23 protein-coding genes and 1 pseudogene are annotated in these 23,635 nt (G+C 67.3%); 13 read left to right on the top strand and 11 right to left on the bottom strand.

The features are described from left to right. Nucleotides 1-5: 5 nt before the first annotated feature. Nucleotides 6-1,229, bottom strand: coding sequence for a cytochrome P450 (locus tag E8M01_RS28530; protein ID WP_136963253.1), 1,224 nt, complete (start codon nucleotides 1,227-1,229; stop codon nucleotides 6-8). Nucleotides 1,230-1,458: 229 nt separating this feature from the next. After that, nucleotides 1,459-2,343: a LysR family transcriptional regulator gene (locus E8M01_RS28525; protein ID WP_136963252.1), complete on the bottom strand. Its 885-nt coding sequence runs from the start codon at nucleotides 2,341-2,343 to the stop codon at nucleotides 1,459-1,461. 166 nt (nucleotides 2,344-2,509) lie between these two features. On the opposite strand from E8M01_RS28525, the gene E8M01_RS28520 reads away from it, so the two are divergent. The 7 genes from E8M01_RS28520 (at nucleotide 2,510) to E8M01_RS28490 (ending at nucleotide 7,916) form a co-directional block, all read left to right on the top strand. Then, nucleotides 2,510-3,151, top strand: coding sequence for a glutathione S-transferase family protein (locus E8M01_RS28520; RefSeq protein WP_136963251.1), 642 nt, complete (start codon nucleotides 2,510-2,512; stop codon nucleotides 3,149-3,151). Nucleotides 3,152-3,174: 23 nt separating this feature from the next. Continuing rightward, the gene (locus E8M01_RS28515; protein ID WP_136963250.1) at nucleotides 3,175-4,092 is read left to right on the top strand and encodes a DMT family transporter; all 918 of its coding nucleotides are present in this window, start codon (nucleotides 3,175-3,177) and stop codon (nucleotides 4,090-4,092) included. A 42-nt stretch (nucleotides 4,093-4,134) separates the two neighbouring features. After that, nucleotides 4,135-4,464: a DMT family transporter gene (locus E8M01_RS28510; protein ID WP_136963249.1), complete on the top strand. Its 330-nt coding sequence runs from the start codon at nucleotides 4,135-4,137 to the stop codon at nucleotides 4,462-4,464. 99 nt (nucleotides 4,465-4,563) lie between these two features. Continuing rightward, nucleotides 4,564-5,490: an ABC transporter ATP-binding protein gene (locus E8M01_RS28505; protein ID WP_136963248.1), complete on the top strand. Its 927-nt coding sequence runs from the start codon at nucleotides 4,564-4,566 to the stop codon at nucleotides 5,488-5,490. Beyond that, nucleotides 5,487-6,248 (top strand): ABC transporter permease, encoded by a 762-nt coding sequence (locus E8M01_RS28500; RefSeq protein ID WP_136963247.1) that lies wholly within the window; start codon nucleotides 5,487-5,489, stop codon nucleotides 6,246-6,248. Before E8M01_RS28505 ends, E8M01_RS28500 begins: the two co-directional genes overlap by 4 nt. Before the next feature lie 266 nt (nucleotides 6,249-6,514). Further along, on the top strand, nucleotides 6,515-6,910 hold the full coding sequence (locus E8M01_RS28495; protein ID WP_136963246.1) for a phasin family protein: 396 nt from the start codon (nucleotides 6,515-6,517) through the stop codon (nucleotides 6,908-6,910). A gap of 172 nt (nucleotides 6,911-7,082) precedes the next feature. Next, entirely contained in the window at nucleotides 7,083-7,916 is an 834-nt protein-coding gene (locus E8M01_RS28490) for a universal stress protein (RefSeq protein WP_170182118.1), read from the top strand. Between the two features lie 18 nt (nucleotides 7,917-7,934). On the opposite strand, the gene E8M01_RS28485 is transcribed toward E8M01_RS28490, so the two are convergent. After that, nucleotides 7,935-8,840, bottom strand: a complete 906-nt coding sequence (locus E8M01_RS28485; RefSeq protein WP_136963244.1) for a hypothetical protein — start codon at nucleotides 8,838-8,840, stop codon at nucleotides 7,935-7,937. 171 nt (nucleotides 8,841-9,011) lie between these two features. Between E8M01_RS28485 and E8M01_RS28480 the strand changes: the two are divergent. Then, a pseudogene (locus tag E8M01_RS28480) lies at nucleotides 9,012-9,176 on the top strand (CorA family divalent cation transporter); the annotation flags it as partial. 84 nt (nucleotides 9,177-9,260) lie between these two features. On the opposite strand, the gene E8M01_RS28475 reads toward E8M01_RS28480, so the two are convergent. After that, entirely contained in the window at nucleotides 9,261-10,469 is a 1,209-nt protein-coding gene (locus E8M01_RS28475; RefSeq protein WP_136963242.1) for a patatin-like phospholipase family protein, read from the bottom strand. 156 nt (nucleotides 10,470-10,625) lie between these two features. Here E8M01_RS28475 and E8M01_RS28470 point away from each other — a divergent pair, with 156 nt between their 5' ends. Then, nucleotides 10,626-11,408, top strand: a complete 783-nt coding sequence (locus tag E8M01_RS28470) for a 3-hydroxybutyrate dehydrogenase (protein WP_136963241.1) — start codon at nucleotides 10,626-10,628, stop codon at nucleotides 11,406-11,408. Nucleotides 11,409-11,426: 18 nt separating this feature from the next. Here E8M01_RS28470 and E8M01_RS28465 read toward each other — a convergent pair whose 3' ends face one another. From E8M01_RS28465 to E8M01_RS28450, 4 genes are read right to left on the bottom strand one after another with little or no spacing between them, the layout of a single operon-like run. Beyond that, nucleotides 11,427-13,217, bottom strand: coding sequence for an FAD-dependent oxidoreductase (locus E8M01_RS28465; RefSeq protein ID WP_246088463.1), 1,791 nt, complete (start codon nucleotides 13,215-13,217; stop codon nucleotides 11,427-11,429). Then, nucleotides 13,207-14,403, bottom strand: a complete 1,197-nt coding sequence (locus E8M01_RS28460; RefSeq protein WP_136963240.1) for an NADH:flavin oxidoreductase/NADH oxidase — start codon at nucleotides 14,401-14,403, stop codon at nucleotides 13,207-13,209. Before E8M01_RS28460 ends, E8M01_RS28465 begins: the two co-directional genes overlap by 11 nt. Continuing rightward, complete coding sequence (locus tag E8M01_RS28455; protein ID WP_136963239.1) at nucleotides 14,393-15,082, bottom strand: EthD domain-containing protein; 690 nt, start codon at nucleotides 15,080-15,082, stop codon at nucleotides 14,393-14,395. Before E8M01_RS28455 ends, E8M01_RS28460 begins: the two co-directional genes overlap by 11 nt. 11 nt (nucleotides 15,083-15,093) lie before the next feature. Beyond that, nucleotides 15,094-15,843: an SDR family NAD(P)-dependent oxidoreductase gene (locus tag E8M01_RS28450; protein ID WP_136963238.1), complete on the bottom strand. Its 750-nt coding sequence runs from the start codon at nucleotides 15,841-15,843 to the stop codon at nucleotides 15,094-15,096. A 347-nt stretch (nucleotides 15,844-16,190) separates the two neighbouring features. On the opposite strand from E8M01_RS28450, the gene E8M01_RS28445 reads away from it, so the two are divergent. From E8M01_RS28445 to E8M01_RS28430, 4 genes are all read left to right on the top strand, one after another. Further along, nucleotides 16,191-17,420, top strand: a complete 1,230-nt coding sequence (locus E8M01_RS28445; protein WP_136963237.1) for an ABC transporter substrate-binding protein — start codon at nucleotides 16,191-16,193, stop codon at nucleotides 17,418-17,420. Nucleotides 17,421-17,515: 95 nt separating this feature from the next. Continuing rightward, complete coding sequence (locus E8M01_RS28440) at nucleotides 17,516-18,439, top strand: branched-chain amino acid ABC transporter permease (protein ID WP_136963236.1); 924 nt, start codon at nucleotides 17,516-17,518, stop codon at nucleotides 18,437-18,439. Between the two features lie 6 nt (nucleotides 18,440-18,445). Further along, a complete protein-coding gene (locus E8M01_RS28435) occupies nucleotides 18,446-20,308 on the top strand; it encodes a branched-chain amino acid ABC transporter ATP-binding protein/permease (RefSeq protein ID WP_136963235.1) in 1,863 nt (620 codons plus the stop codon). A 5-nt stretch (nucleotides 20,309-20,313) separates the two neighbouring features. Then, complete coding sequence (locus E8M01_RS28430; RefSeq protein WP_136963234.1) at nucleotides 20,314-21,027, top strand: ABC transporter ATP-binding protein; 714 nt, start codon at nucleotides 20,314-20,316, stop codon at nucleotides 21,025-21,027. Nucleotides 21,028-21,288: 261 nt separating this feature from the next. Here the strand turns inward: E8M01_RS28430 and E8M01_RS28425 are convergent, their stop codons facing one another. From E8M01_RS28425 to E8M01_RS28415, 3 genes are all read right to left on the bottom strand, one after another. Next, nucleotides 21,289-22,185, bottom strand: coding sequence for an IclR family transcriptional regulator (locus E8M01_RS28425; RefSeq protein ID WP_215908815.1), 897 nt, complete (start codon nucleotides 22,183-22,185; stop codon nucleotides 21,289-21,291). 71 nt (nucleotides 22,186-22,256) lie between these two features. Beyond that, nucleotides 22,257-22,865 carry a thiamine phosphate synthase gene (locus E8M01_RS28420; RefSeq protein WP_136963232.1) on the bottom strand — a complete coding sequence of 203 codons (609 nt, stop codon included), beginning with the start codon at nucleotides 22,863-22,865 and terminating at the stop codon, nucleotides 22,257-22,259. After that, complete coding sequence (locus tag E8M01_RS28415; protein WP_136963231.1) at nucleotides 22,852-23,634, bottom strand: thiazole synthase; 783 nt, start codon at nucleotides 23,632-23,634, stop codon at nucleotides 22,852-22,854. Before E8M01_RS28415 ends, E8M01_RS28420 begins: the two co-directional genes overlap by 14 nt. Nucleotide 23,635: the final 1 nt, after the last annotated feature.

Genomic DNA, 23,635 nt, shown 5'->3' with positions numbered 1-23,635 from the left:
GACGCTCAGGCCGCCTTGACGCGGAGCGGCAGCGTCTTGAGGCTGCGCAGATTGTTGTTGAGGCCGCGGGTCGGCGCGCCGGCGAGCGTCAGTTCGCCGACCCGTGCCGCCATGGCCTTCAGCACCGCCTCGCCTTCCAGCCGCGCGATCATCTGGCCAATGCACATGTGGATGCCCGTGCCGAGCGCCAGGTGGCCCATGGTGGAGCGCATCAGGTCGTAATCGTCGGGGCGCTCCCAGAAGTCGGGATCGCGGTTGGCCGAGGCCAGGATCATCAAGACCTTGCTGTCGTTTTCGATCAGCGTGCCGTCGACCACGACGGGACGCATGGTCTGGCGGCAGACATTCTGGATCGGCGTTTCGAGCCGCATCGCCTCTTCGAGCGCGGCGCGCGCCCGGGCCGGGTCCTCGCGCAGGAGAGCCCATTGGCCGGGATCGCGGGCGAGGTACCAGAGCGCCGCCGAAATGCTGCTGGTGGTGGTGTCGAGGCCGCCGCGCAGGAAGGAACGGACCAGCAGCGGCGCGATGTCGGGTTCGATGTCGCCGGCATCGGCGGCCAGGAAGATCTTTTCGCCGAAGCCGCCCGGCACCAGGCTCTCGCGCCTCATGCTGTCATTGTACCAGTCGGTGATCGCGTCGGCGCGGCGCTGGGTCGCCTCGTAACGGGCGTTGCGCGGGCCCTGGCCGTCGAAATTCAGCTCGCCGAGCAGGAACAGGTTGGCCCGCCGCTCGGGCGACCATTTGAGGCCGAGCGCGTCGGGAAAGGTCTTGGCGACATAGGTCTCGGCGAGATCGTCGACGCCGCAGAACTCACCCCGCCCGACCAGCTCGACGACGAGCCGGTCGGCCTCGCGCTCGAATTCCTCGCGCCATTGCCGGATGACCGCGGGCGACAGGATGCGCTGCAGCGCGGTGCGCACCTTGGTATGCTGGGGCGGGTCGACCTCGACGATCGGGCTGCCGGGCCGCCAGGCATCCGGCCGCCTGATGTCGCCGAGGCCGGAGCCGCCGGTGGAGGAAAAGGTCTCCCAATCCTTCAACGCCGGCTGGATGTCGCGATGCCGGCCCATGACATAGACGCCGTAGCGGCTGAGAAAGGCGACCGGGCCGGCGCCGCGCACTGCCGCATGCATGGCGAAAGGCTCGTTCAACACCGCGTCGGCATAAGGATCGACATCGATGACCGGGGCCGGCTTGCCGGGGAGGTCACCGGTTGCTGGTTGGGTCATCTCTTGCTTCCCCTCATGGATGGCGCGGCCAGGAAGGCCGGCCGGCGTCCCAAATCATGGCTCGAATGCCCGTATCGTCAGGCAATATCGACGTATTGTCATGAATGCTAGCGGCCCAATTCCAACCCTGTCAATTCGGCCGGGCCGCCTTTTCCGCAGGGCCGGCATGACATGCGCGACGGCAGGCGGTCGGGCGGCGGAATCGAAGACGATCATGCGGCATGGTGGATCATTCGGCGCTCCGGCCTTCCAGCAGGTCGCGCTCGCCGCCGAGCGCGGCCGCGATGAATTCGGTGAAGGCGCTGACCCGGCCGGTGCGGCGCAGGTCCTCATGGGTCAAAACCCAGAGATCGGTCGCCATGGCGGCAATGGGCGCGCCGATGCGGCTCAGCCCGGCCGTCCGGTCGCCGAGATAACAAGGCAAGGCGGCGATGCCGAGGCCGGCACGGGCGGCGTTGCGCAGCACGACGAGCGAATCCGCGCGCAGCGCAATGGATGCGCCGGGCAAGGTCTGGCGCATCCAGCGCGCGATCGTCGATGTCGCGAGGCTGTCGTCGGGCGCGAGCCAGGGCTGGTCCGTGAGATCCCCGGCCGGCTGATACGCCGCGTAAAGCGCGAAAGCGATGCCCGAGATGCGGCGGCCGACCAATGCCTCGGGCGGATCGCTCGCCGGGCGGATCGCCACATCGGCATCGCGCCGTGTCAGATTGGCGAGCGCATTGGCGGTGGCGACCTCGATCAGGATGCCCGGATGCATCTGGCGGAACCGCGCGATCAGCGGCGGCAGGACCGAGGCCATCAGCGTGTCCGTCGTGGTGATGCGGAGCGTGCCTTCGAGCCTGAGGTCCTGGCCGGCGAGCCGGCGTTCGAGGGCTGTCACCGTCGCCGCCATGGAGCGCGCGGTCGCCAGCAATTCCTCGCCGCCGCCGGTCAGCGCATAACCGGTCGGCAGGCGGTCGAACAGGCGTAGGCCAAGCCGCTGCTCGAAGGCATTGACCCGCCGCAGCACCGTCGTGTGGTTGACCCCGAGCGCGCGGGCAGCACTCGCCAGCGACCGGGTATCGGCCACCGCCAGGACATAACGCAGGTCCTGCCAGTCGATCGGCTTCTGCATCGGCGCGGGGCCCTCGCGTTTCGGTCGCCGGACGAGCCTAGCAGCACACTGTGCAAATTTGCAGTTCAATTCGGCAAATAGACAGATCGCGCGGCGATCTCGCACCGGCCATCTGTCTCGGTGACACGACGGGCCCTCCCGTCGAACCGCCCACCGGGAGATACCGATGACCCCGATCCAGCTGCACAGCTATCAGACGCCGAACGGCCACAAAGCCTCGATCATGCTCGAGGAGACCGGCCTGCCCTATCAGGTCCATGTCGTCGACATCGAGCGCGGCGACCAGCACGCGCCGGATTTCCTGGCGCTCAATCCGAACAACAAGATCCCCGTCATCGTCGATCCCGACCGCAACCGCACCGTATTCGAGAGCGGCGCCATCCTGACCTATCTCGCCGAGCGTTCCGGCCGCTTCCTGCCGGCCAACGAACAAGAGCGCCTCGTCACCTTGCAGTGGCTTTTGTTCCAGGCCGCCCATGTCGGCCCGACGCTCGGGCAATTGTGGAACTACAAGGTCTTCGCTGCCGAGCGCATCCCCTCTGTCATCGGCCGTTTCGAGAAAGAGACCGCTCGCGTCCTCAAGGTGATGAACGGCGAACTCGGCAAGCGGGCCTTTCTCGCCGGCGACAGCTATGGCATCGCCGACATCATGACCTGGCCCTGGATCCATGCCGGGCTCAAACATCTCGGCCTCGACCTCGCGGCAAGCCCCGATGTCGGCCGCTGGTACGAGACCATCGGCGCCCGGCCGCAGGTCCGGCGCGGTCTCGCCATTCCCGCGCTCGGCGACCGATCCGACGCCGCCTGAACGCCTCGCCCTGGACAGTTCCGATGGACCATCTCTTCATTCCGCTCGCGCTCGTCGCCGGCGGCCTGCTCGCCGTGCAGGCCGGCGCCAATGCACAGCTGGCCAAGGCGACCGGCAGCGCCTTTGCCGCCACCACGCTGCAGCTCTCGGTCGGCACCGCCGTGCTCATTCTGGTGACACTGGCGACCGGTACCTTCGCCGCGCTCGCCGGCCTCACCCAGGTCGCCTGGTGGCATGCGATCGGCGGCACGGCGAGCGCCTTTTACGTCGTCGCGACCATTCTGCTGTTTCCCCGCCTCGGCGCGGTGGTCAGCGTCGGCCTGATCATCGCCGGCCAGATGCTGGCCTCGGTGGCGCTCGACGGCTTCGGCTGGCTCGGCGTGCCGCCGCGCGGCTTCGGCGTTGCGAGCCTGGCCGGCGCCCTCGTCGTGCTGGCCGGCGCCGCCGCCGTGGTCTTCGGCCAGACCGCCGGTCCGGCCGGCATGCCGAGACCCGGCTGGATCCTGTTCGCCTTGCTCGCCGGCGCGGTGCTGCCGGTGCAGGGCGCGGTCAATGCGCTGCTGCGCCAGGATCTCGGCGCGCCTTTCGCGGTTGGCGCCGTCAGCTTCTTCGTGGCAACCCTGGCGATGGCCGCGGTGCTGCTGCTGGCGCTGGCCTTCAACCGGCAGCCGCGCCCGTCGCTCACAGGGGTTGCCGCCATGCCCTGGTGGGGCTGGCTCGGCGGCCTTGCCGGCGCGACCTATGTCACCACGCTGTTCACCGCGATCCCGGTCATCGGCACCGCGGCTGCGGTTGGCCTCACCGTCGCCGGCCAGCAGCTCGCCTCGGTCCTGGTCGACCGCAACGGCTGGTTCCGGCTCGCCGAACGGCCGGTCTCGGGGCTCCGGCTTGCCGGCGTCGTGCTGATCATCGCCGGCGTCGCCGTGCTGAAGCTCGCCTGACGGCGCGCCACCCCTGCCCCCAAGCTCACGGGAGTTCATCCGATGTCGCCGACATGGGCCTGGACGATGCTGATCCTGTCCGGCCTGGCGGATGTCGCCTGGGCCGTCGCCACCAAATTGTCCGACGGCTACAGCCGCCCTGGCTGGACCGCGGCCTCGGTCGCCGCCCTCGTGGTCTTTCTCGGACTGCTGACCCAGGCCCTGAAGGTGCTGCCGCTCGGCACGGCCTATGCGGTCTGGACCGGCATCGGCGCGGCGGGTTCGGTCGCCGCCGGCCTGGTGCTGTTCGGCGAGACGATGAGCGCCTATCGCATGGCTGCCGTGGCGATGATCATCGGCGGCGTCATCGCCTTGAAAGTCCTGCCGGATTGAACCGAAGGGCGGCCCGGTTCACAGCAAAAACCATCTCCGCGGGCAAGTTTGGACGCGCGTGGGCTCGTGTCCAGGTTGCAGATCGGCTAAACTCATTCCATGCAGCCGATCATATCCGTCTCGAATCTGTCCAAGACCTACGCCTCCGGCTTTCACGCCCTCAAGACCATCAATCTGGAGATCCGGCGCGGCGAGATCTTCGCCCTGCTGGGTCCGAACGGGGCCGGCAAGACGACGCTGATCGGCATCGTCTGCGGCATCGTCAATGCGTCCTCCGGCTCGGTCGCCGTCGACGGCCATGACATCAGCAGGGACTATCGCGCGGCCCGTTCGCTGATCGGCCTGGTGCCGCAGGAACTGGCCACCGACACGTTCGAGACGGTCTGGGCGACGGTCTCGTTCAGCCGCGGGCTGTTCGGCAAGAAGGCCAATCCCGAACACATCACCAAGGTGCTGAAGGACCTGTCCTTGTGGGACAAGAAGGACAGCAAGATCCTGACCCTGTCCGGCGGCATGAAGCGTCGCGTGCTGATCGCCAAGGCCCTGTCGCACGAACCGCAGATCCTGTTTCTCGACGAGCCGACCGCCGGCGTCGATGTCGAGCTGCGCAAGGACATGTGGCAGGTCATCCGCACGCTGCGCGATTCCGGCGTGACCGTGATCCTGACCACCCATTACATCGAAGAAGCCGAAGAAATGGCCGACCGGATCGGGGTGATCAATCACGGCGAGATCATCCTGGTCGAGGACAAGGTCGAGCTGATGCGCAAGCTCGGCAAGAAGCAGCTGATCCTCGAACTTGCCGCCAAGCTCACGGCGCTGCCCGAGACGCTCGCCGGCTACGGCCTGACGCTCAATGCCGACGGCAGCGAGATGATCTACAGCTATGACGACGCCGGCGAGCGCTCCGGTATCGCGACCCTGCTCGCCGACCTCAACCAAGCGGGCATCGGGTTCCGCGATCTCCACACGACGCAAAGTTCGCTGGAGGACATCTTCGTCGGCCTGGTGAGCAAGAAATCATGAACCTTCATGCCGTCAAGGCCATCTACCTGTTCGAGATGTCGCGCACCTTCCGCACGCTGCTGCAGAGCATCGTCTCGCCGGTCATTTCGACCTCGCTCTATTTCGTGGTGTTCGGCGCGGCGATCGGCTCGCGCATCACCGAGATCGAGGGCATCAGCTACGGCGCCTTCCTGGTGCCTGGCCTGATCATGCTGATGCTGTTGACGCAGAGCGTCGCCAACGCCTCGTTCGGCATCTATTTTCCGCGCTTCACCGGCACGATCTACGAGATCCTGTCGGCACCGATCTCCTATGTCGAGATCGTCATCGGTTATGTCGGCGCGGCCGCCACCAAGTCGATCATTCTCGGCCTGATCATCCTGGCCACCGCCGGCCTGTTCGTGCCGCTGCAGATCGCCCGGCCCGGCTGGATGCTGGCCTTCCTGGTGCTGACGGCGGTGACCTTCAGCCTGTTCGGCTTCATCATCGGGATCTGGGCCGACGGCTTCGAGAAGCTGCAGGTCATCCCGCTCCTGATCATCACGCCGCTGACCTTTCTCGGCGGCAGTTTTTATCCGGTCAGCGTGCTGCCGCCGTTCTGGCAGACGGTGGCGATGTTCAATCCGGTGGTCTACCTGATCAGCGGTTTCCGCTGGAGCTTCTTCGGCATCACCGACGTGCATATCGGCATCAGCCTCGGCGCCACCGCGCTGATGCTGGCCTTGTGCATCATCGCGGTCGGCTGGATCTTCAAGACCGGCTACCGGCTGAAAACCTGACCGGCCGGCCGGTCCGAAAATCGGCTCGCGGCGACTTTTTCACGCGCTGCGCCGGCCGCCTCAGAAAGGTCGAAAAGCCAGCGCCATCGTCGCCTCGTTCGTGACAGCGCAGCCCGTCCCCGACAGTCGTTCGGAAGCGGCAAAAGCCCTTCGGCCGTGGCCGAGAGAAGGCTGGCGCGTCTCGTATCCGGCCGGGGCCGACGCTCTCGCGCGGGCCCGGCATCTGGACGTCAAGCAGAGCTCACGCTTGTTCGAGGAAACCCACGATGGCGAACCAAGACACCAAATCCGAGCATGGCCAATCCGAGCATGCCCAATCCGGGCATGGCCAATTTGAGCATACCCATGACAGCGACGCCCTGGCTGCGATGATCGCCGCGGCGCCAACCATGATGCAGAGCCTGCTGGACAGCCAGCACGACGTCCTGACCGCCAGCCAGCAGATGGTCGAGGAAACCTTCAGCTTCGCGCTGAAGCGGCTGGACGCGCAACGGGAGTTCTTCGCCAGCCTCACCGAAGCGAAAGATCCCGACACCCTGACCCGCCTGCATACCGCGTTCTGGAACCGGGCGAGCGCCGACTATGCCGGCGAGTTCAAGAGCGTCGCCCAATCGGTTCAAGGCATGGTCGAAAGATTGCAGCCGCCGAAACGCGCCGCGTGACCGCCATCGGCGCCGCCTGAAGCCTGGATCGCGGCCAAATCGGGGCGCCGGCACGGGCGCCCCGCGACGATCCGCCATGCAGCAACGCCCGGCATCAATCCCTGCCAATTGAACTAGGCTGCCGCTGGCCGGTTGTGACCGGCGAAGCATGGCAGACCGGAGACGTTGGATGATGAAGGACATCGTTGTGCATCTCGACGGCGGCGCGGAAGACGAGACGCGGCTGTCTTACGCGGAGCAACTGGCCACCGGCCGCGGCGCCCATATCACCGGCCTCTATACCAATGTCATGCCCGATATCGCGATGATGGCGACGCCGGAGGCGGCGGCGGCGGCCACCGTCTTCACCGAACTGGAACAGGCCGCCAAGGCCCAGGGCGACGCCACCGCGGCCAGATTGCTCGAACGCCTGACCCGCTCGGGCCTGCCGGTCGAGCTTGCCCGCTGCGACCAGCGCCTCGGCGAACTGAGCCTGGCGGCAACCTCGGCGGCACGCTGCGCCGACCTGTTCATTGCGACCTGCCCCTATCGCGGCGGCGACGGCACCAATTGGGACGGCCTCGCCGAGGCGGTCCTGTCGGACAGCGGACGCGGCACGCTGTTCGTGCCGCCCGGCCTGGCCGCCGGCCAACCGGCGCAACGGATCATGATCGCCTGGCGCGACACCCATGACGCGGCGCGCGCGGTCGCCGAGGCCTTGCCGCTCATGGCGGCGGCCGCCCGCGTCGACCTCGTCATGGTCGATGCCGATCCGGGCGAGACCGGCGCCCCGGCCGCCGACATGGCCAGGCACCTGGCACGCCATGGCGCCAAGGTCGACGTCAGGGCGGTGGCATCCGACGGCCGCAGCGTCGCCCAGGCGCTGACCGATGAGGCTGGCCGCGGCGCGATCGACCTCCTGGTCATGGGTGGTTATGGCCACTCGCGGCTGAGGGAATGGGTGCTGGGCGGAACCACGCGCGATATTCTGACCACCACCGCGATCCCCGTGCTGATGGCGCACTGACGGCAGGATCCCAGGTCTTCAGAAGTCGTAACCGACACGCAGCCGCACCTGATGGCGCTCGAAGCCGATCAGGTCCATGCCGTGGCGCTTGCCGACCTCGTGGCCGGCAATCTGCGTCTGCCAGCTCAACGAGGCCCACCAGTTGCCGCCGAATTCGGCATAGACGGTCGGCCCGAGATAGAATGCGTGGCCGTGGAAACGGCCGGCGGCGAAACCGTCATGGCGGCGCAGATAACGAAACTCCGCGCCGACATGCAGCACTTTGCTCAACCTGGCGGCGAGACCGAGCCCGAGGCCAGCCCGCGAGCCGCGCTCCCAGCCGGCAATGCCGTCAATGCGCTGATGGGTCATTTCATAGGTCAGGTTGAGCGTGCCGAACAGCGTGCCGGCAATGAGTTCGCGGTCGAGCGCCAGGCTCACCGCCAGCCCGTGAGCCGCGCCGCGACGCACCGCCTCGTCGGCGAAACGCCATTGCGGCGTGAACTGCAAGGTCAGCCCGATGGGATTGCTGCGCCGGTCGATCAGGCCCAGACGCAGGTCGCCGCGGAAGCCGCCGAGCAGGGCGCGCCGGACATCCGGCAGGCCCGGCACGACATGGACGGAGGCGATGGTGAATTGTGGGCCAAACGCCACCTGGACCTGGTCGGTCACGGCATAGGCCAGGTTGAGCAGCGTGTCGCTCGAGGCGAAATGGCGACCGCGCCGGCCATAGAGGCCAACCGTGTCGAGTTCGAGCGAGACCGTGCCGGCCTTGTCCATGTCCGAACTGTTCAGGAAGCCATATTCGACGCCGCCCGGTTCCGGCGCATGCGACGCGGCACCCTGCGCCCAGCCCTGCTGTGCCGGCAGCACGCCGGCCAAGACCAGAAGCCCAGCGGCGATCACGCCACCGCACGAACGAAAGGCGTTCAACAAGCGTGACATGCAGCGATCCGTGCCGGAACGAGCCCCCGCCGGCGACGGACCTTTCGGTTCGCCGCGGCCGTTCAACGGGCGGATCTAAGCCGGGCTCGATGCCAGCCATGTGACGGAACGGCAGCTTAGCCGTGACAAGCCTCACATCTATCGCGGCTCGACACGCCGACCGTTCTCAGTTCGCTGTTCCTGCCGCCAACCCTGGTGTCCGGCCATTTCGGCATGAACACCAAGGATCTGCCACTGGCCGAGACAAGTCATGGTTTGCTCCGGACCCTGGCCCTGATGGGACTGTCCTCGGTCGCCGTCTATGGCCTGTTCCGCTGGATCTCGCGGCAGCGCTGACCGGACGGCGATTGCTTTGCGTCATAGCGAAGCCGGCCTGCGAGCCGCTGAAAGCGCGCATCGTTTCAGACCGGCCGCGACCCGTCAGCCTTCCTGCTCGCGATGAACGTCGTGGACCACGATGCCGGCGCCCTCGGGCGGCAGGTCCAGCCAATCCTGGCGCTGCAGCGTGCGCCGGGTGTCCTCGTAGCCGCTCTGCCAGTGCTCGCGCATCGAGGTGCCGGAGAATTCATGATCCTTGGCATGGCCCTCATAGGCCTTCTGCTGATAGATCAGCTGCAGGATGGTGATCTCCGGCAGGTCGTGGAGTTCCGCTTTCAGGTTATGCTGCTCGGCCGTCAGGTCGGCATCCGGCACCTTGTCCAGCGCCTGGAACAGCTGCGTCTTCAAGTTGTGCATGCGCCGGAACAGGTCGGTCGTGTAGCGCGTGCGCGACGAATACATGATGTCCTTGTGGCGGGCCATGACATCCTGGATGTCGCGCGGCAGCACGCCGCGCGAGCTGAACAGGTCGACCTGGAAGACCAGCGAGTTCAACCCGTCCTCCTGGTCGAGCAGGTGCTGCAGCGGCGTGTTGGAGACGATGCCGCCGTCCCAGAAATGATCGGTGCCGATCTTGACCATCGGCAAGGCCGGCGGCAGGGCGCCGCTCGCCATGATGTGTTCCGGTTCGATCGGCTCGCGGGCATTGTCGAAATAGATGAAATTGCCGCTCAGCACGTTCACCGCACCGACCGAAAAGCGCATGGCCTGCTCGTTGATCAGCGAGAAATCGACCAGGTCCTTGAGCGTCTCCTTCAACGGCGCGGTGTCGTAATAGCTGGTCGCGCCCTGCGAGCCGGCAAAGCTCACCCAGGGGTTCTGCTGGCGCGGCGCGAAGAAGCCGGGCTGGCCATAGACCATTGTTATCATCGAGCTCATGCTGTTGCGGGCCTGGCGGAACACGTCGCCATCGGGCGTGAAGGCCCAGATCTTGCGCTCGGTGATGGTCTCCCAGAACTGCCTCAGACGGTCGAGCCGGCGCGCCGGCGAATTGCCGGCGATGATCGCGGCATTGATGGCGCCGATCGACACGCCCGAGACCCAATCCGGTTCGATGCCCGCTTCGTGCAGCGCCTGATAGACGCCGGCCTGGTAGGCGCCGAGCGCGCCGCCGCCCTGCAGCACCAGCGCGACGCGGTCGCAGCGGTCGGGGCGCAGCCCCTGCGCCCCGGGCTTGGTTCGGGCGACCGGAGTTCTGGCCATCGGGCCTTTGGCAACCGGGGACTTCAAATCCGGGGTCTTGGCATCCATGGCCGTCTCCTTCACGCATCACGGCCACGATGCAGTCCGGTTCTGACAGGCGCATGACGCAGTGCGGTAGAGGCGGTTGCGCCGCGTCACACATCTGTAGCCATCGCCCGACACAAGGAGGGTCGACGTTCAGCCGCCGGTTTGGGAGTTGCTTCGATGCTTTCGGGAAAGACCGCGATCGTGACCGGCTCGACCAGCGGGATCGGGCTCGGCATCGCCAAGGCGCTCGCCAAGGCCGGCGCCAATATCGTCATCAACGGCTTCGGCGATCCGGCCGCCATCGAGCAGGAGCGCGCGAGCCTTGCGGGCGAGAACAATGTCAAGGTCACCTATAGCGGCGCCGACATGGCCAAGCCCGAGGAAATCGCCGACATGATCGGGCTGGCGGCCGATGAATTCGGCGGCGTCGACATCCTGATCAACAATGCCGGCATCCAATATGTCGCGCCGATCGAGGATTTCCCGATCGAAAAATGGAACGCGATCATCGCGATCAACCTGTCGAGCGCCTTCCACACGGCGCGCCTGGCGGTGCCGGAGATGAAAAAGAAGGGCTGGGGCCGGATCATCAATGTCGCCTCGGCCCATGCGCTGGTCGCCTCGCCTTACAAATCGGCCTATGTCGCCGCCAAACACGGCATTGCCGGCCTGACCAAGACGGTGGCGCTCGAGGTCGCCGAGCACGGCATCACCGCCAATGCCATTTGCCCCGGCTATGTCATGACGCCGCTGGTCGAGAAGCAGATCCCGGAACAGGCCGCCGCCCGCGGCATTTCGGAGGAGGCGGTGGTGCGCGACGTGCTGCTGGCGGCGCAATCGACCAAACGTTTCGTCGAGGTCTCGGAGCTCGCGGCGCTCGCGACCTTCCTGTGCTCGGCCGAAGCCGGCTCGATCACCGGCGCGATCATGCCGGTCGACGGCGGCTGGACCGCCCATTGATCGCCGGGCGGCGGTCGGTCAGGCCGCCGTATCCCGGCTGCCCGCCGCCCCGACGGCACCGGCCAGATCGCCTGCGGCGGCCAGATCGCCAGCGCCGGCAAGATGCCTGGCGGCGATATAGCCAAAGGTCAGCGCCGGCCCGAGCGTGATGCCGCCGCCGGGATAATTGCCGCCCATGATGCTCGCCATGTCATTGCCGCTGGCATAGAGCCCGGGGATCGGCTCGCCGTGATCGTCGAGCACCCGGGCGTGGCCGTCGGCGCGCAGGCCGGCGAAGGTGCCGAGGTCGCCGACCACCACCTCGACCGCATAGAACGGCGCCTCGGCGATCGGCGCCAGGCACGGGTTCGGCTTGACGTCGACATCGCCGTTGAAGCGGTTATAGGCGGTCGAGCCCTTGCCGAAGGCATGGTCCTCGCCGGACGCCATGTCCCGGTTCCAGGCCGCGACCGTCGCCTCCAGATTGGCGGCGTCGATGCCGGTCGCCTTGGCGAGTTCGGCCAGGCTGCGGCCGACTTTGAGATAACCGGAACGGAGCTGCGGCCCGACCGGCACCGGAAACGGTTTGACGAAGCCGAGGCCGTAACGTTTCAGGAACGGCCGGTCGACGATCAGGAAAGCCCGTGCCGGCTGGTCCTTCTCGCCCGCCGCGAACAGCGCCTGGCAGAAGTCGTGGTAAGAATTGGCCTCGTTGACGAAGCGCCGGCCATTGGGCAGCACGGCGATCAGGCCGGGCTTGGCGCGGTCGATGAAATGCGGGAAGACGCCCCAGCTGCCGTCGCGGCGCGGCACCCGTGACACCGGCACCCAGGCCGCGGCATTGGGATAACCCTGCTCGACCACGGCGCCGGCTTCTTCGCCGAGCCTGAGACCGTCGCCGGTATTGCTTGCCGGCGCCGGCGAATAATGGCCGTCATTGGCGCGGTCATGCGGGAACATGCGGCGGCGGCGTTCCAGGTCCTGCGGGAAACCGCCGGCGGCGAGCACCACACCACGCCGCGTCTGCACCAGCACCTCGCCGTCGGCCCGCTGGACCAGGGCGCCGACCACCGCGCCATCGGCGTGTTCGAGGCGGATCACCGGCGCGTCGGTCCAGACATCGACGCCGAAATCGAGCGCGCTCGCGAACAGCCGGGCCGCCAGGGCATTGCCGTTGGTCAAGAGCATGCCGCGGCCGTTCAACGCGAGATCGCGGGCGTGCGAGGTCAGCCGGCCGGCGACATAAGCCGCCGAACGCACCGACCGCGTCACGTTGAAAAAATGCTTTAACTCCGGCCCGGAACCTATCATCAGGCCAACAAAAGTCAGCTCCGGCAGTGGCGGGCGCAAGCGCTTCAGTTGCTTGCCCAGTTCCTGGCCGCGGAAGTCGCGCGCCTTGATCGAGCGGCCACCGGGCAAGCCGCCCGGCTCGGTCGGATGATAGTCGGAAAAGGCCGAGGCCGGCTCGAACTGAACCTTGGTCCTGGTCTCGAAGAAATCGATCGCCTCGGGCCCGCTCGCCAGGAAGGCATCGACACATTCGGCGTTGAAATGGTTGCCCGCCTCGTGGCGCAGATAGGTGCGCGCCGCCTCCACCGTGTCCGCGATGCCGTCGCGCCGCGACACCGGATTGTTCGGCACCCACATGAAGCCGCCCGACAGCGCGGTCGTGCCGCCGACATGGCTGGCCTTTTCGGCCACCACCACCTTCAGGCCGCGCGCCGCAGCCGCCACCGCCGCGGCCAGCCCGCCGGCGCCCGAGCCCACCACCAGCACGTCGCATTCGATCATCGTCGCACTCATCGTTCCGGCCATCGCTTCACTGCTCATGTCGTTTGCGCCCGAGCGCCTGACGCCGTTCGTCGAGGATCGCGCCCATATGCTGCTCGCGCTTGTCGAGCCAGGCGCCATGGCGCACCGGCCAATCGGCATAGTCGGGCTTAAGCCCGAGCTGCTCGCGCGCCCGGCGCGGCCAATAGGGGTCGTTCAGGGCCTCGCGGCCAATGGCGACGAGGTCAGCGCAGCCGGCCTGAAGCAAGGCTTCGGCCTGCGGCGCATCGACGATCATGCCGACGGTCTGGGTGACCACATCGGCCTCGCGCCGGATCCGGTCGGCAAAATCGACCTGAAAACCAAGGCCGCGCGGCACGGCGATGCGCCGCGTCTCCTCGGTGAGCCCGCCGGAGGAGACGTCGATGACGTCGACCCCAAGCCGCTTCAGTTCGCAGGCGAAGACAATGGAATCGCCAATGTCCCAGCCGCCTTCGGCGCCGTCGACCGCCGAGATCCGGCAGAACAGCGGCCGATCGTCGGGCCATTCGGCGCGCACCCGCGTGACGATCTCGAGGCCAAGCCGCATGCGCCCTGCCCGGTCGCCGCCATAACCATCGTCACGCCGGTTCGACACCGGCGACAGGAAGCTCGCGACCAGATAGCCATGGCCGAAATGCAGTTCGATCGCGTCGAAACCGGCGAGAACCGCACGCCTCGCCGCCGCGCCGAACTGGCCGATGGCGCCTGCTATGTCGGCCTCGTCCATTTCGGCCGGCGCGCTCCATTCCGGTCCGGCGGCAATGGCGCTGGGTCCGAACCGCTGCAAGCCACCCGGCGCCGTGGCCAGTTCATCGACGCTAAAGGCGCTGCCGCCGTCCCACAACGCGTGGCTGCCGGCCTTGCGTCCGGCATGGGCCAGTTGCACGCCGATCAGGCCGTTCTGGGCATGGATGAAATCGACCACGCGCTTCAGCGGCGCAATATGGGCGTCCGACCAGAGACCGAGGTCGCGGATGCCAATGCGCGCTTCCGCCGCCACCGCCGTGCTTTCGGTCAGGATCAGGCCGGCGCCACCGAGCGCAAATTTGCCGAGATGGACGAGGTGCCAGTCGGAGGCCGCGCCATTGTCGGCGGCATGCTGGCACATCGGCGAAATGACGATGCGGTTCGGCAAGGTCCGGCCGCGCAAGGCGAGCGGGCTCAACAGGCGCGGTCCGACATCGCCTGGGCGGTCAGACGACATGGTGGACCTCGACCAGGAAGGCGGTGATCTCGGCGATGAAACTGAGCGCGTGGCGCTGCGCCCGCTCGGCCGCGGGCGAGCGGAAGGCGGCGGTCAGGTCGGCCTCCGACCTGAACCACATTTCGACAATGCCGTCGGCCGGCACCGCCTCGTAAGCCGAGCTCGCCCCGGGCACGGCCTGACGGCCGGTGATCAACGTCTGGGCATAACCGGCAAGACCGGGAAATTCGCGCACCAGCGGCGCGTGGACCCTGCCCCACTCGTCGGCGAAGCGTTCCGGGCTCATGCCATCCAGGCGGCGCAGGATCGACATGCGCTTGATCAGCGGCCCCGCCCCGTCGGCCACCGGCACCACCACCTGCTGGCGGCCGGTGATGACGCGCGTATCGGCAAGGAAATGGGCGGAATCCTCGACAACCGGCCGATAAGCTTCCGAAGCGATGGCGCGCCGCATGGTCTCGGCATCGTCGAACCAGAGCTCGGAAATGCCATCGATCGCCCAGCCGCCCCGGGCGTGGTCGATAGCCAGCTGGCGCCGGTCGACAATATGGTTCTGCTGATAGGCGTTGAGGCCCGGCAGATGGGCGGCCAGCGGCCCGTGGACCGCGCGCCAGTGCTGGCGGAATTCGGCCTCGGAGAGGTCGGGCCGCCGTGTCAGAAGCCCCATGCGGACGATCATCGCGCCGGTCCTCAGAGCGCCAGATAGCCACCGTCGACGACAAGCGTCGTGCCGGTGACATAGCTCGACATGGAGGAAGCGAGGAACACCACCGGACCGACCAGTTCCTCCGGCTCGCCATAACGGCCCATCGGGATGCGGGCGAGGAAGCGCTCGGAGCGCTCGGGATTGAGCCTGGTCGCCTCGGTCATGGCGGTGGCGATGGTGCCCGGCGCAATGGCGTTGACCCGCACGCCGTCGCGGGCGAGCTCATGCGCCATGCTCTGGGTCAAGGCCTTCACGCCGGCTTTCGAAACCGGATAGCTCACCGAGGTCGCGGTCGAGACGAAGGCGGCGATGGAGGCGATATTGACGATCGTGCCCTTGGTCGCCTTGAGCTGGTCGAGGCAAGCCAGCGACACGTTGAGCGTGCCGCGCAGGTTGATGTCCATGGCCTGATCCCACAGCCGCGCGAGATCCGGGCTGTCGAGCTGATGGCGCGGGCAGATGCCGGCATTGTTGACGACGATGGAGATGGCCCCGAGGCTGTCGCCGATTGTCGCAGCCAGAGCCCGGCTCGCCGCGGCATCGGCGACATCGAGTCCATGGGCTTCCGCCCTGCCGCCGGCGGCGCGGATCTCGGCTGCCGTCCGCTCGGCGGTCTCGGCCGCGATATCGGTCGCAACGACAACCGCGCCTTCTCTGGCCAGGCCCTTGGCAATGGCCGCGCCATTGCCCTGGCCGGCTCCCGTGACGATGGCGATGCGCCCTGCCAGCAGCATATGCGCCGTCTCCCTGGTCGATGGTCTTGATGGGGGCGCCGGCCCGGTCGCGAAGGTCTGATCTGGCCGGCGGCCCGAGACGTCAGAATTATTCATAGAGCGAGCGCATTCGCAAGTGACGAATCTTTCACACCTTCGATTTGTCGGTTGCGTAGCGTTTCGCCCATTGCTAACACAGTCAAATCCGACCCATCGTCACGACAAGAAGCCGGCGGCCGGACTAGGGAGAGAAGATCCGGAACGGCTGCGCTCGCGGCCACCGGCTTGCCGATTTTCCTGTCCGAACCGACTGGCTCCCAAGCGAAGCGCTCGGAGCTGAACAAGCCGGAAACGCGGCAGGAGGAACCATGACCTATTCCAGCAATCCGAGCCGCCGCGACATTGGCCGCGGCGCATTGGCGGCGCTGATCGCCGCGCCCGCCCTGTCGCTGTCCGGCCGCGGCGCCTCGGCTGCCGAGGACATCAAGCTCGGCTTCAACGGCGACCTCTCCGCCTCGCCCTCGGCGCAATCCGGCCGGGCCGCTGTGGTCGGCATCCAGGCTGCCATGGAAGACCTGCAGAAGCAGGGTGGCGTGCTCGGCCGCAACTTCGCGCTGACCATCCGGGACGACCTGTCGCAGCCGCCGAAGTCGATCCAGAACATGAGCGACCTGATCGACAACGAAAAGGTCGCGGCGGTGTTCGGGCCGACCAATTCGGGCAATGCGCTGGCCTGGCGCCATATCCCGAACCAGAAGCGCATTCCGGTCATGGGCTGCATCGGCTCGGCCACCGACATCACCAAGGCGATGAGCGCCGGCTCGGACAATTACATGTTCCGTGTCGGCAGCGTCGACCGCACCCAGGTGGTCGCCCTGATGGGCTATGCCAAGAAGAGCCCGAACGGCAAACGCATCGGCTTCCTGACCGAAACGACAGGTTACGGCCAGGGCGGCCTGAAAGACCTGCAGGAGGTGGCGCAGGCCCAGGGCATGAACGTGGTGGCGAACGAAAAATTCAACGTCGCCGACACCGACATGACCTCGCAGCTCGCCAAGCTGAAGGCGGCGGGGGTCGACACCGCGCTGGTCTGGGCCCAGGGCACGCCGATCGGCCAGCTGATGCGCAGCATGGACAAGATCGGCTATTTCCCGGTCACCCTGACCAGCTGGGCCGCCGACAATCTGAGCTTCATCAATGCCTCCGGCCCGGCGCTTGCCGAAAAGCCGATCTTCCTGCGCACCGTCTCGGAAGACCGCTCGCCCCGCCAGCAGGCGCTGTTCGACCGGATCCGCCCGAAGCTCGACGCGGATTCGGCCTTTTCCTTCGCCGTCCACGGTTATGACTGCACCTTGCTGCTCGCCAAGGCGATGCAGCAGGCCGGCAGCACCGAGGGACCGAAGGTGCGCGCCGCGCTGGAAGACCTGAAAGGCACCATCGAGGGTTATGCCAAGACCTATACGCGGCCCTTCACCACCGCCAACCACGACGCGCTGGGGGCAGCCGACCAGCGCTGGACCTGCTGGCGCGGCGGCAAGCTCGCCGCCTATCGCGACGACGTCATCGACGCTTTGAAGAGCGACGACTTCAAGGGCTGAGGCCCGCATCGCGACCTGCCTCGCCCTTGCGGCCCGGCAGGTCGCCGCATCATCCCTTGGCGCCATCGGGCGCCTCCATCGACGAAGGATCTCTGGTGCTCGCGACCTTCCTCCAGGCCCTGGTCAGCGGCCTTGCCATTGGCGGCATTTATGCGCTGATCGCGCTCGGCTTCAGCATCACCTTCACCACCACCAAGACGCTGAACTTCGCCCAGGGCGAATTCATCGGGGTTGGCGCCTTCCTGGGCGTCACCGTGCTCTATGTCCTGAGCTCGGGCAGCTTTTCCGGCCATGGCCTGCCGCAAGCGGCCTCGGCCGGGGTCAACTTCCCGGTCGCCGTGATTGCCGTCGGCGCGGTCATGGGCGTGCTCGGCATCCTGCTGTTCATCACCGCCGTGCAGCCCTTCGCCGGCAAGCCCGGCATGTCCTGGATCATGAGCACGATCGGCTTCGGCACGATTTTGCAAAGCTTCGGGCTGGCGATCTGGGGGCCGGCACCGGTCAGCGTGCCCTCGCCGTTTGGCGACGACGTCATGCGTTTCGGCGGCGTCGGCGTCCGGCCGCAGGAGATCCTGGTGCTGGTGGTCGCCATCGTGCTGATGGTCGGGCTCGACATCCTGATGCGCCGCACCCGGCTCGGCAAAGCCATGCGGGCGGTCGCCCACAGTCCTTCGGTGGCAGCCCTGATGGGCATCAACGTGACCGCCATCATGCTCGGCGCCTTCGCGCTCTCCAGCCTGCTCGCCGGCGTCGGCGGCCTGCTGGTCGCGCCGATCTCGTCGGCCTCGCTGTTCCTTGGCCTCGGCATCGCCTTGAAGGCCTTTTCGGGCGCCATTCTCGGCGGCCTCGACAATCCCCGCGGCTGCATTTTCGGCGGCTTCATGCTCGGCCTCCTGGAGGCCGGCGTCGCGCTCTGGCAGGCGCAATGGCGCGAGATCGTCATCTTCCTTTTGATCATCCTGGTGCTGGCGATCTTCCCGAACGGCCTGTTCGGCTCGCGCTCCCTGGACAAGGTCTGAAGCCCGATGCGCCATGTTCTCGCAGCGCTCGGCATCGCGCTTGCCGCCAGCCTCCTGGTCCTGGTCACCGCCAACGACTTCTACCTGCGCATCCTGTTTTCGGTCTGCGTCTATTTCCTCTGCGCCTCCGGCATGAACGTGCTGCTCGGTTTCGCCGGCCAGAAGTCGCTCGGCCAGGCCGGCCTGTTCGCCGCCGGCGCCTATGCCGTGGCCATGCTGACCACCAGCCTCGACATGAACCCTTGGGCCGCACTTGCCGCGGCAACGGTCATCTCGGCCGGTTTCGGCGTGCTGATCGCCGCGCCCTCGCTGCGGGTGCGCGGCCCAAGCCTCGCCATGGTGACGCTCGCCTTCGGCATCGTGGTGGAGAAGCTGGTGACCGAAGCCTCCGACCTGTTCGGCGGCGCCATGGGCATCTATGCGATCAAGCCGCTGACGCTCGCCGGCGAGCCCTTCACCATGGCGCAATGGGTCTGGTTCGCCATCGCTCTCAGCCTTGCCGTGCATCTCCTGTTGCGCAACGTGCTGATTGGCCGGCTCGGCCGGGCGCTGCTGTCGATCCAGGCCGACGAGGTGGCCGCCAGCGCCATGGGCGTGCCGGTGCTGCGCTACAAGGTCCTGGCCTTCGTCATCGCGGCGACGACCTGCGGCCTCGCTGGCGCGCTGGTCGCCCAGCAGAACCAATATATCAACTCCGACTTCATCACCTTCAACCTGTCGATCTTCATCCTGCTCACCGTGCTGTTCGGCGGCGCCGGCTCGCTCATCGGGCCGCTGCTCGGCGCGCTGACCTTGACGGTGCTCTCCGCCTTCCTCGCCCGCTGGGCCTGGATCGAACATTTCGCCAATGGCGCGCTGCTGCTCTTCGCGCTCTATGTCATGCCGCAGGGGCTGGCCGGCGTGCTCTCCGGCCTGTCGCGGCGCCTGTTCGGCGAGCGCCTCTCGGGCGATGTCACGGTGCCCTTGGCCGACCCCACCGGCGCAGCCTTGCCGGTGCGCGACGGCAAGGCTGCGCGGCCCGATGCGCCGCTGCTGGTCGCAACCAACCTGTCGAAATCTTATGGCGGCGTGAAACCGGCACGCGACGTCAGCGCCGTGCTGACCGCGGGCCATATCCATGCGCTGATCGGGCCGAACGGCGCGGGCAAGAGCACGTTCATCAACATGGTCTCGGGCATCATTCGCGCGGATGAGGGCCGGATCGAATTCCGCGGCAGCGATATCGGCCGGCAATCCACCCACGCGATCTGCCGCGGCGGGGTTGCCCGCACCTTCCAGAACCTCAGGCTGTTCCGCGAGCTCTCGGTGATCGACAACGTGCTGATCGGCCAGCATGGCCGGATGCGCAACGGCTTCCTCACCTCGCTTTTCGGCCTGCCGTCGTCGCGCCGCGAGGAGCGGTCGGCGCGCGAACGGGTCGCCCGCATCCTGGCCTTTCTCGATCTGACCGGTGTTGCCGGGGCGCCCGCCGGCAGCCTTGCCTATGGCCTGCAGCGGCGCGTCGAGCTGGCCCGCGCGCTCGCCACCGAACCGGAAGTGCTGCTGCTCGACGAGCCGGCGGCCGGCCTCAATCCGCAAGAGACCGAAGAGCTCGGCCAATTGCTCAAGCGCATTCGCGACCAGGGTATCACCATCCTTTTGGTCGAACATCACATGGACCTGGTGATGGCCATTTCCGACCACGTCATCGTGCTCGACTATGGTGAGAAGATCGCCGAGGGTCCGCCGGCCGCCATGCAACGCGATCCGCGCGTCATTGCCGCCTATCTCGGCGTCGACGAGGCGGACGAGGCAGCGGCCCAAGACGGCACGCCGGCGCTCGGGCTTGCCGGCGATTTGGCCGGCAGCAATCTTGCGGGGCACAGGTGAGCGCCATGCTGACACTCGATGCCGTCTCGCTGTTCTATGGCCCGATCCAGGCCGTCTCGGAGGCGACGATCACGGTTGGCGAAGGCCAGGTGGTTGCCATTGTCGGCGCCAATGGCGCCGGCAAGAGCACGCTGTTGAAGGCGATCGCCGGCCTCGCCTTGCCGAGATCCGGCCAGATCCGCTTTCGCGGCGAGGATATCACCCAGCTTGCCGCGCATAAGCGGGTGAAGGCCGGCATCGCGCTGTCGCCCGAAGGGCGCCAGGTCTTTCCCGACCAGAGCGTGCGCGACAATCTCGAGCTCGGGGCCTATTCGCGCAAGCTTTCGACGGTCGATCTGACCCGTGCGATCGACGCCCAGTTCGACATGTTCCCAAGGCTCGCCGAACGGCGGAGCCAGCCGGCGGTGACCTTGTCCGGCGGCGAGCAGCAGATGCTCGCCATTGCGCGCGCGCTGATGGGCGAACCGAAGCTCTTGCTGATGGACGAACCCTCGCTCGGCCTGGCGCCTTTGATCATCAAGGAGATCTTCGCGACCATCCGGCGCCTGCGCGATGCCGGCATGACCATCCTGCTGGTCGAGCAGATGGCCAACCTGGCGCTGGCGGTGGCCGACCGCGCCTATGTGCTGGAGACCGGCCGGATCGTGCTGTCGGGCACCGGCCAGGAGATGTTGCAGAACGCCCGGGTCCGGGCGGCTTATCTGGGAGGTGGGCATTGATCGGCGTCAGGCCGGAAACACCTACGTCACCCCCGGCGAGCGAAGCGAGGGAAGGGGGTCCAAGGGTTGCAGGCCGCTTAGCTCAACACTGCGAAATCCCCCGAAATCGATCCACGGAAGGCGTGATGTGTTGGCTCCTGGGCCCCCTTCCCTCCCTCGCTACGCTCGGTCGCCGGGGGTGACGTAGAGGTTCACGTGCGTGTTCCGAAAAGACATGCTTGCAAGGCAGCCTGCATCCTCGCCAATTGGCCCCGACCTTCGCTAGCCCGGCCTTGACCGGCGCGGCGGGCGGGCAAAGGGCACGGCGCGTTCGGCGAATTCGCCGCGGACGCGGCCGAAACCGAATGGCAGGGCGGCCGCCGGATCGTCGCTTGTCCGTTCAGCCCGAAATCCGAGATTGGCCGACAGGCTTTCGGCGAAACGCTTGACGAAAATCGCCTGCTCGCTGTCGCCCTTGACGATCAGGTCGGAGGCCGGACCGATCAGCGTGATGGCGAATTGCACCTGGCCGCTATGGTCGAGCACCGGGGCGCTGACCGCGTTGATGCCGGGCACCGGAATGCCCTCGGTGGTGGCAAAGCCGCGCCGCCGGATCTCGGCGAAATCGGCGGCCATCTTGTCCCTGGCCAGGCGCGTCGCGCCCGGCCGGCCGGCGCCACGTTCCTTGTCGATCAAGGGCCGCACCAGATCATCCGGCAGGAAGGCGGCGAACAGCCGGCCGGTGGCCGTGCCGGTGACCGTATAACCCGCGCCGACGCGCAGATTGACGTGCACCGGCTGGACCGATTCCTCGACCTCGATAATGGTCGGCCCATGGGTGCCCCAGACCGTGACGGTCACCATCAGGCCGGTCTCGGCGGCAAGCTCGACCGCCGCCTGGCTCGCCATGCGCAGCGGCACATGTTCGCGCATGCGGGTGAGCCCGACCTGCAGCGCGAAGGGGCCGAGCAGGTAGCGCCCGCTCAAGGGATCCTGCTCGACCATGCCGATCTTGCGGAAACTGACGAGATAGGCATGGGCCTGGGCCGAAGTGACCTTGGCCATGGCCGCGAGGTCGCGCAGCATGGCCGGCTTGCCGAGCTCGACCATGGCGGCGAGCAGCCGCCCGCCGACCTCGATCGACTGAACGCCCCTGCCCTCTGGAAGCCGCTTGATCATGGCCGAATCCATACGAGGAACCGCGGCTCAACACCAGTGCAATCAACGGGTTGCGACCCGACGCACCCGATTCAGGCGGTCTTGGCGGCAAGGCTCAGCCAGTCGCGGACGCGCTGGTCCGGGTCGGGATTGCCGGTGACATCGCTGACCACCGCGATCGAATCGGCGCCGCTGGCATAGACCGCCGGTGCCCGCTCCAGCGTGATGCCGCCAATGGCGATCAGCGGGATGGCGCCCATGCGGTCCTTCCAGGTGCGGATGCGCTCCAGCCCCTGCGGCCCGAAGCGCATGACCTTCAGGGTCGTCTCGTAGATCGGCCCGAGCGCGATATAGTCGGGCACGTAGTCGAGCGCGGCATCCAGCTCGTCGTCGTCATGGGTCGACACGCCCAAGGTCAGCCCGGCGCGCCGGATTGCCGGAACGTCGGCATCGGCGAGGTCCTCCTGGCCAAGATGGACATGCTCGGCGCCGGCATCGATCGCCGCCTGCCACCAGTCGTTGACGACCAGCCGGGTCGGCGTGCCACGGGTCACGGTAAGGGCCTCGCGCATCAGGGCCGTCGCCTGTTCGAGCGTCAGGTCCTTGACCCTCAGCTGCACGGTGCCGACGCCGAGCGCGGTCAGCCGCCTGAGCCAGGCGAGGCTGTCGATGACGGGATAGAAGCGATCAGGGTAGGTCATGCCAAAACGGTGTCCCGACAACCGGCGTGGAGGGAGAAGCGAAGTCGCGCGGCGCCATCAGGCCCGCCGCATGGGCGGTATAGCCGGCCTCCACCCCTTGCCGGAAGGCCCTTGCCATAGCGACGGGATCGGCGGCCTTGGCGATCGCGGTGTTGAGCAGCACCGCGTCGAAGCCGATCTCCAGCGCTTCCGCCGCATGCGAGGGCGCGCCGAGGCCGGCATCGACCACCAGGGTCAGCTCGGGCAGCCGGTTGCGCATCAGTTCGAGCGCCCGCCGATTGGTGATGCCGCGGGCGCTGCCGATGGGCGAGGCCCAGGGCATGATCACCCGGCAACCGGCATCGGCCAGGCGCAAGGCCACGCCCAGGTCCTCGGTGCAATAAGGAAACACCTCGAAGCCATCCTTGATCAGGATGGCGGCCGCCTCGACCAGGCCAACCACGTCCGGCTGCAGGGTGTCGTCATCGGCGATCACCTCGAGCTTGATCCAGGGCGTCTCGAACAGCTCGCGCGCGAGCTTCGCCGTGGTCACCGCATCGCGCACGCTGCGGCAGCCCGCGGTATTCGGCAGCACGGCGACGCCGAGCTCCTGGATCAGCGACCAGAAGCCCTGGCCGGTGCCACCGCCGGCGCTTTCGCGACGGACCGAGACGGTGACGATCTCGGACCCCGCGGCGCGCACCGCCTCCTGCATGATGGCGGGTGACGGATAGAGCGCCGTGCCGATCAGCAGGCGCGAGGTGAACGAACGTCCGTAGAAATCGACCATG

The organism is Phreatobacter stygius, assembly GCF_005144885.1.
Taxonomy (GTDB): Bacteria; Pseudomonadota; Alphaproteobacteria; order Rhizobiales; family Phreatobacteraceae; genus Phreatobacter; species Phreatobacter stygius.
Note: the sequence above shows the minus strand (reverse complement) of the source record. Positions and strands in the feature narration are given on the sequence as shown.